The following is a 12,159-nucleotide window of genomic DNA, read 5'->3' as shown; positions in this document are numbered from 1 at the left end:
ACGACACCGTCGCCACCACGTCGGCAGGCGGGCACAGGCGCGGTTCGTCACCTGACGTCGACGAAGTCACCTGTCGCCGTGGACGGTCCGGTGGTGGAGGTACCGGTGAAGACGAAACGGTAGTAGCCGTCCGTCTTGGCCTTGGTGGTGGTCTTCAGCGTGCCGCCGACGCCGCTGGTGACGGTTTTCAGCGCGGTGTAGGTGGAACTGCCCTTCTTACGGAACTGCAGCTGGACCGGCCGGCCCTTGTAGCCGGTGTAGGTGCCACTCCCCCAGTCGGCGCGGGTCAGCTTCCCGGTGACCGTGATCGTCCTGCCCTTCTTCACCGGCTCGGGCGACGCGTTGACCGTCAGCTTGGCGTACCGCTTGAAGTTCGCCGTGCCGGCAGCGTCGATCTCCGTCCAGCCGTCCTTGGTGTCCTGCGCCCCGGCCAGCACCTTCCAGGCGCCGGCAAGACCGTTGTGGTCGAAGTCCCGCACGGCGTCCACAGCGAGGTTCACCTTGCAGGTGGAGGTGGTCGGGTCGGCCGGCGACACCACGCATGTTCCCGCCGGTGGGTACAGCGGCAGAACGCCGTCGGCGTCGTCGGTGTTGGGCCCGTGCCACAGGTAGGCCCAGGACGCGGCAACACCCTCCGGGTCCCGGGCCGTCCACGTGATCGTGACGGTCGTTCTCGTGGTCAGGCCGAGCACGATGTCCTTGCCGCCGTTGACCACGACGTTCGAGAACGTGGTGTCGTCAGCAGCGGCCGTGTCCGCCGCGTGGGCGGTGGCCGGAAGCACCGATACGGAAAGGGTGGCCGTCAGGAAAGTGACGGCGACGGTCGGGCGCATACGCATGAAGTCCCCCCTCGGGACGCCAGGTTCGCCGCCTCCCCGTGTACGACGAAACCTGATGGTGTGTCATCGGTGGCTAGACCCGCGAGGGACGGTCCTGGTTGCCCTGTTCTTCGGATCAGTGTCCGCAGCCGCCGAGCAGGGAGACGGTCAGGACCCGCGAACGAAGACAGCGAGGAGCATCACCCCGCACGGTTGCACGCCTAACGCGTTGTGGGTTCCGGGGCGCCGCCCTAGATGATCGATTCCAAGTGGTTCAGTGGTCGTAGGCGGTCAGGGCGCGCAGGAGTGGCTGGTCGGTGTGGTCGTTGTGCCAGATCGCGGCGGTGAGGGCGAGGAAGCGTTGCAGGACGCGGACGGCCACTCCGCCGGGAGTGCGGACGCGGTGCCGTTCGAGGTCGAGTTGCCCCTTGAAGGTTTCGTTGATCGACTCGATGACCTGCCGCAGCGGCTTGAACAGCTGCGATCCGGGCCGCTCGGTCTCGCCTTTGCGGGCCGGCCGCAGCAGCCGGACACCCATCTCGGCCAGCCGTTGCAGGTCCAGCAGGGTCTCGCGTTCATCGGCCTTGGCCCCCGTCAGTGCGAAGGCGACGGGCAGGCCGTGCAGTGTGCAGACCAGGTGCCGCCGCAGTCCCCAGAAGTAACGCGTGCGACTGACGCAGTACCCGTACTGGGCCCATCCGGCCAGGTCGGAGCGCTTGACGGTCTCACGGGAACGGCCGCACTCAACCGGCGTGGAGTCCACGACCCATACGTCGTCGCTCCACAGCGTGGTGTCCCAGGCCGGCATGCGGGTCACGTGGCGGACGAGGTCTGCGGACTTGCGCAGGCACTTGTTGCAGCCGGGCTGCTTGGGCAGGTAGGGGAAGAGGTACCGCAGGTGGGCATGAGCGTGCCTCAGCCACCGCGCCTCGGAGGTGAAGCCGAGCATGGCCTGCATCATCGCCAGGGTCACTGGCTCGGCGTCGCTGAGCTGCGGCGCAATGCCCACAGCCGGCCGCCATGGCCCGAACTGCGGCGATCCCTTCAGTAGATCATCGGTCTTCACGTAGAGCGCGATCGCGAGGGAGTCCAACTCTGTGTTCACGCACCGCCATTGGACTCCCTCGCCTCGACTGAGCAGGGGATCGTGGCAGTCCCGGCGTGGATACCTTCGACTACGGTGTCAGCACGATCCTGCCGAAGACCTCGCCCGCGTCCATTTTCTGGTGCGCCAGCACGGCTGCATCCAGTGGCAGCACCTCGTGCACCACTGTTTCGATCTCACCCCGGCTCGCTGCGGCGAACTGCTCGCTCCGCACTGCACGCCGGTCGGCTCCGGTGACGGTGGATGCGCTGAAAGCGGCGAAGGACATCGACTTCTGGAACGCCGCCATGATCTTCGTGCCGAAGTCCGCCGGTGGCTGGCCTGCGACAGCGCCCACGGCCACCATGCGGCCGTTCGGGTTGAGCCGGTCGAAGAACGACGGCATGGCCTTGCCGGCCACCACGTCGATGATGACGTCATACCCTGCGGGAGCTGGTTCCCCTCCGTCGCCGGAGCGGTCCAGCACGTGGGTCGCGCCGAGACGTCGCAGCTGCTCGCCCCGCTCGGCGGAAGAGGTGGTGACCGCCACCGCGGCGGCGCCGCCGCGAGCGGCGAGTTGCACGGCCATGATCCCGATGCTGCCGGCCGCACCACGCACCAGGACCGTCTCCCCGGGGGCGAAGCGGGCGTGGCGGAGCCCGAAGTGGGCCACCACGCCGGAACTGCCGAGTGTCACCGCATCGACTGCGGACAGGTTCACGGGCAGGGGAACGATCTCCTCGACCGGCGCGAGGGCCTGTTCGACGTAGCCTCCGCCGGTGCCGGTGAAGGCCCACACCCGCCCGCCGATCCATGAGGCGTCGACGCCGTCACCGACCGCGGTCACGGTGCCCGCCACCTCGCTGCCCGGGATGTGGCCCTCCTTGAAGCCGTAGGCGGCCAGGGCCCCGCTTCGGATCACGGTGTCGACTCCACCGACGCCCACGGCCTCGGTGGCGATCACCACCTGTCCGGCAGCAGGTGCGGGAGCCGGCAGGTCGACGACAGCCAGACCTTCAGGACCTCCGTACGTCTGGATCGCGATTGCCTTCAATGCCGTCTCCCATGTTCTCGGACCGATCAAGTGCGGTCGTGCTCAGTACCCGCCGCCGATCGCCGCCGACGGCGGGAGGGGGGTTCACGGCGCGGCAGGGGTTCGGTCCCGGTGCTGTGCGCCCCGATGATCTCGGTGAGCTGCTACGTCTTGAACGTTAACGGACGCCCCCGTCCGCTTGGGTAAAGTGAGAGCATGCCCGACCGTTTGCCTCACACCCTGCGTTCCGACGCGCTGGACAACCGCGAGCGCATCCTCGACGCGGCCCGAGCACTGTTTTCCGCCGACGGCCTGGACGTGCCGATGCGGGAGATCGCGCGGCGCGCGGGGGTCGGACCTGCCACCTTGTACCGTCACTTCCCGACCAAGCAGGTGCTGGCCACCGAAGCCTTCGCGGACCAGTTGCGCGCATGTCGCGCCATCGTCGACGACGGGTGCACCGATCCCGATCCGTGGCGTGGCCTTTGCCTGGTGATCGAGAAGATCTGTGAGCTGCACGCGCGGGATCGGGGCTTCAGCGAAGCCTTCATGTCGACCTTTCCGGGGGCGCCGGATGTCGCGGGCCGTGAGTACACGATGAAAGCGGTCGCCGGACTGGCCCAGCGGGCCAAGGACGCAGGGTGCCTTCGGTCCGACTTCGTCCTGGACGACCTCATTCTCATCCTCATGGCCAACAAAGGGATCCACACCAGATCGACCGACACCCAGGTCATGGCCTCCCGACGCTTCGCAGGGTTGGCGATCCAGGCGTTCCAAGCCTGCCCTCAGCACGCACCGCTACCACCAGCGGCACGACTGGTATCCGCAGCACCGGACAGCGCCTGACTGTGGGCGAGCGGTATCCACGCTCGACGCACGAACCACTGAACCCCTTGGAATAGATCATCTAGGGTCACCAGCATGTCTCTACGTCTTCGCATGCGTCGAGCGCTGCCGGAAGCGATGCGAGCGCGCGACAGGGCCGCGGTGAGCGCTCTTCGCACCACCCTTGCGGCGCTGGACAACGCCGAAGCCTCCGAACGACTGGAGGCCGCGGCGCAGTTGACCGCGCCCGCACACGCGCACCGAGCCGCACAACTCCGCGCCGAGGCCGCCGCGTTGCTTCACCTCCTCGACGGTTACGGCACCGCGTAGGAAGGGAAGCGGCTTCGCCTCGCGGGCGAAGCCCCACCCCCACCGGCGCGTCAGTCACACGTCAGCGTCGGCATCCCCCAGTCCCCGTGGTCGTTGCCGTTGCCGTCGCCCGCGTCACCGACCTTGAGGTCGATCACCTGGGCGCCGCTGACGTCGACGTCGATCGGCACCGCGGCCTGTTTGCCGCGGATCGTCGGTGTGGTGACCAGGGTCTTGCCGTCGGCGATCACGGAGAACGTCACCGTGCCCGCACCGCCCGTCTCGTCGTCGACGCCGACGTCCGCCGTCAACCGCGAGCACTGTCCGGCGAGGTAGAGCTCGACGTCGCTGACGGAGTTGGTGCCGAGGCCCTTGGCGTAGCCGACGCCCGCGATGGTGATCGGACGACCGTCACCGGCCGCCTGCTCTCCGACGCTGGTGTCCCGTTCCACCGGGCCCCACCCGTTGGTGGAGGACAGGAACGGCAGGTCGCTCACGTCGCTCTTCCCGGCCGGCGGAGCCGGCGGGATTCCGCGGACGATGCGCTCGTCGGCGCCGACGGCCTGCCGACCGTTCTGCCGGTAGTGCACCGTGGTGGTGAGTGCCGAGGCGGACAGCAGCGTGCCGGTGGGCGGCTGGACCTTCCACGTGAAGGTGGCAGATGCGCCGGGCTGCACGCGCTTGACCGACGTGGGGCTCGTGGCACTCACGCTCCAGCCGTCGGGCGCGGCGAGCGACGCCGTCAGTCCGGAAGCAGAGCGCCGGTCCTTCGGCACCCGCACCGTCGTCCGCGCGGTGAACGCCTGTCCCGGCTGGGCGGTGTCCGGTACGTCCAGGGCGACATCCGCTCCCGGCCGCTTCGGCATCGCGTAGGTCCGGGCGTCGTAGCGCGGGCTGTCGTTCTGCGCGACGCGCAGGGACGAGGCGTAGCTGCCGTAGTTGGTCAGTGCGACCTTGCCGAGGCCGCCGGTGCTGCCGTCGAGGTTCCACACGGCGATGGCGATGCTGTTGTGGCCGTTCGGGTTCAGGATGCCGTTGGGGACCGGGAAGGTGTGCTGCGGGCCGAGGTAGTTGACGTAGTTGCCGACCTGCCAGCCGTTCACGAAGATCGTGGCACGGTACTTGCGTGACGGGTCGTCGGTGAACGTCAGCCCGAGCGAGGTGTCCTGGCCGTGCGGCAGGTCCAGCTTGGCGTCGGTGCGGTACCAGGAGACGCCTGGGGTGGTGTCGGTGGTCGGGAGGGACACGCGGTTCCAGTCGCCGTCCGGATAGCCCGGCAGGGACCATCCGGCCCGCTCGCCGTAGAGGCCGCCCGTCGACAGCGGGCCGCGGACCGTGTCCTGAAGGTCCTCGCCACCCCGTACACCCTGGAGGCGCCAGGTGACGGAGGTCAACGGAGCTCCGACGAGGGAGGCACTCGTCAGGCCGCGCGCGGTCTTGTTGCCGTTGGTGGAGTTGTAGTCCTCCTCGTGCCCCATGTTGACGGTGAGCACGGAGATGACGTTGTCGCCGGTGGACTTCACGGAACCGGCCGGGAAGGTGAAGTCTCCGCTGCCGGTGGTGGAGCTGCCCAGGAAGGTGCCGTTGAGCCAGACGGAGAACGCCTGCGCACCTCCTCCCGAGTCCGAGACCAGGTGGATGCCGGTCTCCTCGCCAGTGGCGTGGAAGCGGCCTCGGTACCACGTGTTGCCGGTGTGGAAACCGTAGTCGTCCGCGTAGAGGACCGGTAGTGAGTTGACGCCGGAGACGCTGTTGGTGGTCGCCTTGTCGGCCACCTGCCAGCTGGTGTCGTCGAAACCGGGGGCCGCTTCCGGGGATTCCTCGGCGTGCTTCCAGTTGGTCAGCGCCGGGAGATGTATCGGGGCGGCCACCGGGATCTTCCCGTTGAGGCTCCCCGTGTCGGTGGCGTGGGTGTCCAACATCCTGCCGTTCCAGGCGACTTGGGCGGCGGAGGTGAACACCTCGATGTTCTTGTCGTCGGCGTTGTCGCCGGTGAGCGCCACGGTGTGGCCGCCGTTCAGGCTGGTCGCCGTCCGCAGCAGGTGGGTGCCGCGCACGAGCACCGGGCCGCTCGCCGTGTCCTGACGCCAGAAGGTCTTCGCCGTGGCCTTGTCGCCGACGAGCAGCAGGAGCGGGCGCTTTCCGTCGCCGCTGATGCTGATGCGGATCAAGCCGTCGTGCGAGTAGTTCAGGCGGAGGTCACCGGTCGCCGGGTCCCAAGTGGTCGTGACCGTACCGCCGGTGGCGGTCACGGTGGGCTCGGAGGCGTAGCGGAGGACGGATTCGCCGTCGCTGCCCTCGTCGCCGTAGAGCACGGCGACGTCCCGGTCCCCGATGGTCGCGTTGGTCATGATCTCGGAAGTGGAGTACTGCAACTGCGCTTCCCCGAGGGGGTAGTTCGCCACGATGACGTGCGAGTCGCGTCCGTCGAGCGTGATCGCGGTGCCGGGCTGCTGGGGCACGACCGGGTAGGTCGGCTCACCGGCGGAGTCGCCCGTCGGTACGTCTATGGCATCGACGGCCACGTAGTTGTCCGTCGACGACGAGCTGTGGTTCCCGTCGACGACGATCTTCAACGTGTGTGCGCCGGGCGTCAGTCCGGTCTTCTGGAAGAGCACCGCCTGGTTCTCGCTGCCGGAGTCGTCGACCGTCGCCACCTTGGTGCCGTCGAGGTAGACGTCGGCGTAGCCGTGGTTGTTGGTCTTCGAGCCGATCCAGCGGATCGCGGTGCCGTCGAAGGGGACGGTGAGCGAGTCGCCGGCCGTCTTCGAGAACGACTCCGTGTGTTTGTAATCGCCGCCCGTGTAGCTGGTGTTGGCCACGTGCGACCATGAACCGGCGTACTGGAGCGCGGAGTCGGGGTCGTCCCAGGTGTAGGTGGTGTCCCCGGTCGGCTGGGCGTTGAAGTCCAGCGAGATGTGGGTCTTGTCGACCGCGGTGGACGTGGAGTTGCCGTGCCGCAGGACGTGGAACTGGGTCTTGGTGTCGGGATTCATCCGGGCGGTGTCGACGACCGCGGAGTCGTCCGGCGGTGTGGCCCTGATCGCCTCGGTCTTGGTCAGCGGGGCGACCGACTGCGTGAAGTACCCGATGAGTTTGTCCTCGTCGTACTTCGGATCGAGCTGGCGGGTCTCGCGGATCGCGGCTCCGTAGTCGTACGACGTGTAGTTCTCGGGCATGCCCAGCCAGCCCCAGTTGGTGCCGCCGTAGGTCATGTAGAAGCTCTGCGCGGTCGCACCGACGGCGATGTTCTGCTTGTAGAAGACGTTGGCGAACTGGTCGTTGATCAGCTGGGCGCACTTGTCGTAGCCCGGTCCGCCCCACGGGTCGAAGGCGCCGCCCTGGAACTCCGGTGAGTACAGCGGTTTTCCGGCCGGGTGGTCGTAACTGATGTCGGGGACGCCGTTCCACTTCGCGGGGTTGGAGCAGTCGAAGCCCTGGGGGTAGGAGTCCGGGCCGTCGATGTCCAGGGCGCCCGTACCGGAGTTGAAGGTGCCGTTGTTGTTGCCGGCCAGCGGGACCGTGATGCCGTCCGCGCGGGCCTTGTCCTCCAGGTGCTGCATGTAGGAGCGGCCAGCGGCCGAGCCGTTGTAGTACTCGTTCTCGACCTGATAGGCGATCACCGAGCCGGTGCCGTTGGTCAGTTGGTGACGGGCGATGATCCGGTCGATCTGTGTCAGCCACTCGTCCGCGTACTTCAGGAACTGCGGATCGTCGCTGCGGTTGTTGCCTGCCTTGGTGGTCAGCCAGCCGGGGAGGCCGCCGCTGTCGACCTCCGCGTTGATGTACGGCGCCGGGCGGGCGATGACGTAGAGGCCGGCCTCCTGCGCCATGTCCAGGAGCTTGTCGACGTCCCGCACCCCGGTGAAGTCGTACACGCCCGGCTTGGGCGAGTGGTAGCCCCAATCGAAGTACAGGGAGGTGGAGTTGAAGCCGGCGGCCTTCATCTTCTGGAAGATGTCGCGCCACAGGTCCGGGCTCGGGAGCCGGAAGTAGTGGAACTCGCCGGACCACAGGTAGGTGCGTTGGCCGTCGACGAGGAACGAGTAGCCGTCGAGTGTCACGGTGTGCGTCTGCGGAGCGACGGCGGGCGGCGGCTGCTCGCCGACGTCCTGCGCCGCGGCCGTGGCCGGGGCGGTCAGGCCCGCCGCCAGGGCGATGGTCGCGGCTGTCGCGAGGACCGCCCTCCACCAGCGACGGCGACCGGGTCTCGCACCTTCTGAACCGTTCCGACCATCCCGCACGGCGGCCTCCAGACCGACTGGGCGCACAGCATCAAACAGACTCAGGCAAAGCCGAACAGTAAAGGTGCGCAAGGCGCACCACAATGGGGCGGGATAAGACAGTTGAGGGGCCGGTTCCCGGGCTCGCGTCCGGGAACCGGCCCGGCGTCATCAGGACCACCGGTGCCTCAACTGACCGTGCTACTGGCCGAATCCGTACGCGAACAGGTGGGCGGCGCCCGACGAACCCGTCACCGGCAGCGTGATCGACGCGACCTGCTTGGACGTGTCCAGCGGGACCTTCGTGGCGAAGACGTAGGCCTTGACGTTGTCCCGGCCGCCGCTCCCGGTGTTCCGGTAGGGCGTCGTGACGGCGGTCGTGTCCCCCGGGAGCGGTGTGCTGCCGCCGCCGTTGAGCGTCCAGTCCGAGAAGCCGACTGTCGCCTTCGAGGAGGTGCCGTCGGTGTAGGTGACGGTCACCGTGCCCGAGACTCCACTGCCGTCGGTCGGCGCGTTGGTCGCGGTGCCCAGCAGGCCCAGCGACGCGCCCGACGTTCCGGCCGGCATCGGGATGCTCTGGCCGGCCATCTCCAGGTTGTCCAACTGCCCGGACGTCACGGTCGGCCAGGTGTAGGAGATGCCGTCGGCGGTGACGGTGGAGCCGTTCGTGACGCCGGCCGCCGACAGGGCGTTCTGCGAGAACGCCCAGCCACCGTTGTCGAAGCCGCCCGAGAAGGTGGTGCCGTCGGGGTAGATGCCTTCATTGGTGTCGTACGGCCACAGCGCACCGGCCTTGGCCACGGCCACGCGGAGGGTCGCCCCGCTCAGTGCCGCACCGGTGCTGTGGTCGGTGAGCGCGAAGGTGACCGGGTAGGTTCCCTCGCTCGCGCCCGCCGTCACCTTGACCTTCGCCTCTGCACTGCCGGTGGCGGGCACCGTCAGCGATCCGGACGAGGTGTCCAGCATGACACCGGAGGGCGCCGTCGCCTTCCAGTCGACCGTGACGGCCGTGCTGCCGAGGTTGGTCAGGTCGAGGGTGCCGTCACCGGACGCGCCCGGCTGGAGCACCAGGCCGTCGCTGGAGGGCCCGGTCGCGGCCAGCACCCGTCCGCCGCCCGTGGTGTCCGACGGCGGCGCGGCGGACGGATCGGACGCCCAGGCCTTGTTGGGCGCGGTGCCGAGCGTGAAGTCGAGCGTGCCCGCGCCCTGGAACTGCTGGTAGCTCAGCCAGGAGCTGTTCCACGCCTTGCCCTTGACGGCGAGCGCCTGCACGTACGGGGCGTCGGGCGCGGCCTGCGGAGCGTTGATCCCTACGGTCTTGCCGTTGCCGAGGGTCACCTTGGCCACCGGGAACGCCGGGCTGCCGAGGGCCAGGGTGTCCGTGCCCGGGGTCTCCGGGTACATGCCGAGCTCGGACCAGACGTACCAGGAACTCATCGCGCCGAGGTCGTCGTTGCCGAACGAGCCGACCGGCGCGTTGAAGTACAGGTCCTGCTGCGCCTCACGGACGGCCGCCTGGGTCTTCCAGGGCTGGCCCGTGTAGTCGTACTCCCAGGGGATCTCCACACTGGGTTCGTTGCTCAGGTCGGCGTCGGTGTTGCCGGGTTGGGTGATGTTGTCGAGCAGGCTGTCGAGGTAGGTCGAGTACGCCGTGTCGCCGCCGCGTGCCTGGATGAGCTGCCGCAGGTTGAAGGGGACCATCGGCGTGTACTGGGCGGACGTACCCTCCACGAAGCCGTTGGAGGTGCCCGGGGTGAAACCGCCCGCGAACTGGCCGTCCTTGTTCTTGGCCTGCATGTAGCCGGTCTGCGGGTTGAAGACGTTCATCCAGTCCTGGGCGCGGGTGGCGAACTTCTCGTAGACGGCTGTCTTGCCGAGCGACTTCGCGAAGGCGGCGATGGCGTAGTCGGCGGAGTCGTACTCGAGTTGGGTGGAGACGGGGCCGTAGAAGTTGCAGCAGTTGTAGTCGTTCTCGTCGAGCGGGAGGTAGCCCTTCGTATCCCGTACGGGCTCGCCGGGGCGGTCGTTGTTCGGGACGGTGGCCTCGTGCTGGAGGGCGGCGAGTGCCTTGGCCGTATCGAAGTTGGTCGCGCCGAAGGCGTATGCGTCGGCGATGATGCCGGCCGCCGGGTCGCCGACCATCACGTAGCTCTCGCCGTTGTTCGAGGCCCACTTGGGCAACAGGCCTGTCTGGTCGTACCCGTTGAGCATCGAGGTGACGACGTCGCCGGCGACCTTGGGCTCGACCATCGCCATCAGCTGGGTCTGGGAGCGGTAGGTGTCCCAGCCGGAGTAGTTGGCGTACTGGGCCTTCTGTCCCTTGGCCAGTTGGTGGATCTGGTTGTCCATGCCCATGTACTGGCCGTTGTCGTCGGAGAAGACGTTCGGGTGCAGCAACGCGTGATAGAGCGCGGTGTAGAACTGCGTCTGCTGATTCGCGGAGCCGCCGCCGATCCGAAGCTTGGTCAGCACCGTGTTCCAGGCGTCATGGTTGGCCTGCTCGACGGCGGCGACATCCCACTTCTTGATCTCGGTGGAGAGGTTGTTCGCCGCTCCGGCGTCGCTCGTGTAGGAGATGCCGACCTTCGCGTTCACCGTGGGGTTCGAGGTGGTGTCGAAGGTGAGGTACATGCCGTTCGCGCCGGTGGTGGGCGGCTGGGCGGCCTTGGCCGTGACGGATGAGCGGGGTACGGCTCCGGCGCTCGAAGTCGGGGACGGCGTACCGGAGTTCTTGTTCCCGCTCGGGTGGATCGTCGGGGCGGGCTTCGCCGGGACGGTGAAGTGCTTCTCCTTCAGCGGCGCCGACTTCGCCTTCTGCGGGGCCAGTTGGACCTTGCCGGCCTTCAGCCTGGTCGCGTCGGGGGTGATGGTGCCGCCGACCCAGGTGCCGCTCGCGGCGAACGGCCGGTCGAACTTGATGTCGAAGTGCAGCGTGTATCTGTTGGCGGCGCCGCAGAAGTGACCGCTGTCGATCGCGCCGCTGATCTCCTGGTCGTTCACGACCTGGACGCGGGTCCCGTCGATCTGTGTGGCACCGCCGCTGAGCTTGAACAGCAGGTTCGCCTGCTGCCCCGCGGGGAAGGTGAAGCGGCCCAGGCCTGCGCGGGTGGTGTCGGTCAGCTCGGTCTTGACGCCGTTCGCGTCGGTGACCTTGTAGTAGCCGAGCCCCGCCTGCTCGTCGGCGTGGCTGAAGCCGGCGGACGTGTTGCCGAGGTCGCCCGACAGTGCGCCGGTCACCGGCAGGACGGGCAGGTCGCCCGCGACGGGACAGCCGGGTCCTGAAATGTGGGTGAGGCTGAAGCCGGAGATCTTCTTGTCGTTGTACTCGTAGCCGCCGCCGTCGGGGCGGTCGGGCGTCGTGTCGGGACCCCACTGGACCATGCCGGCCGGCATGTCGGGGCCGGGGAAGGTGTCCACGGCACCGGATGTGCCGATGAGGGGGTTCACGAGGGTCGCGGGGTCCGTCACCAGGGCCGGCGTCGCTCTGCTCGCGGCGTCGGCGCTTCCGATCGCCGGAAGCGGAAGGACTGCCATGCCCAAAGCGCAGATCACGGCGAGGCGTTGGCGGAATCTTGCGCGGTCGGGTGGTGCGGCTGAACGTCGGGGTCTCAGCATCGGTTGCCTCCGCAGCAGTTCGTGCTTCGCTCATCAGGTGTCGGCGCGCCGAAAAACACCGGAATGCCGGCGACAGGCAACGGTTCCGGTCACTCCCCCGACCGACCTGACAACGTTGCCATGCACGAGTGTCGAGTGAAACGCGTGTGCTGATGGCGTGTCAACGAGGTCAACGAGACTTTCTGAAAGCGAAGTTCACGGGGAGGCGTGTGAGGTGGCACTGCCGTGGGCCGCCCGAGCAACTCCGGGACG

The 12,159-nt window shown here is 68.1% G+C and carries 7 protein-coding genes; 2 read left to right on the top strand and 5 right to left on the bottom strand.

The window, feature by feature from the left end; translation table 11 throughout:
- Positions 1–47 precede the first annotated feature (47 nt).
- From OO70_RS06425 to OO70_RS06415, 3 genes are all read right to left on the bottom strand, one after another.
- Entirely contained in the window at positions 48–839 is a 792-nt protein-coding gene (locus OO70_RS06425; protein WP_051740741.1) for a hypothetical protein, read from the bottom strand.
- A gap of 253 nt (positions 840–1,092) precedes the next feature.
- Positions 1,093–1,923, bottom strand: coding sequence for a transposase (locus OO70_RS06420; RefSeq protein WP_043665073.1), 831 nt, complete (start codon positions 1,921–1,923; stop codon positions 1,093–1,095).
- Between the two features lie 70 nt (positions 1,924–1,993).
- Positions 1,994–2,956, bottom strand: coding sequence for a zinc-binding dehydrogenase (locus OO70_RS06415; protein ID WP_043665071.1), 963 nt, complete (start codon positions 2,954–2,956; stop codon positions 1,994–1,996).
- Positions 2,957–3,151: 195 nt separating this feature from the next.
- Between OO70_RS06415 and OO70_RS06410 the strand changes: the two genes are divergently transcribed.
- The gene (locus OO70_RS06410) at positions 3,152–3,781 is read left to right on the top strand and encodes a TetR/AcrR family transcriptional regulator (protein WP_043665069.1); all 630 of its coding nucleotides are present in this window, start codon (positions 3,152–3,154) and stop codon (positions 3,779–3,781) included.
- A 117-nt stretch (positions 3,782–3,898) separates the two neighbouring features.
- Entirely contained in the window at positions 3,899–4,090 is a 192-nt protein-coding gene (locus OO70_RS06405; protein ID WP_043665067.1) for a hypothetical protein, read from the top strand.
- Positions 4,091–4,140: 50 nt separating this feature from the next.
- On the opposite strand, the gene OO70_RS06400 is transcribed toward OO70_RS06405, so the two are convergent.
- Both OO70_RS06400 and OO70_RS06395 read right to left on the bottom strand, forming a co-directional pair.
- Positions 4,141–8,313, bottom strand: coding sequence for a beta-galactosidase (locus OO70_RS06400; protein WP_043665065.1), 4,173 nt, complete (start codon positions 8,311–8,313; stop codon positions 4,141–4,143).
- Between the two features lie 180 nt (positions 8,314–8,493).
- On the bottom strand, positions 8,494–11,826 hold the full coding sequence (locus OO70_RS06395; RefSeq protein WP_234336755.1) for a lectin: 3,333 nt from the start codon (positions 11,824–11,826) through the stop codon (positions 8,494–8,496).
- Positions 11,827–12,159 lie beyond the last annotated feature (333 nt).

Origin of the sequence: Streptomyces xylophagus (assembly GCF_000716435.1) — a bacterium.
GTDB classification, from domain to species: domain Bacteria; phylum Actinomycetota; class Actinomycetes; order Streptomycetales; family Streptomycetaceae; genus Streptomyces; species Streptomyces xylophagus.
This window is presented reverse-complemented; position numbering and strand designations above follow the sequence as displayed.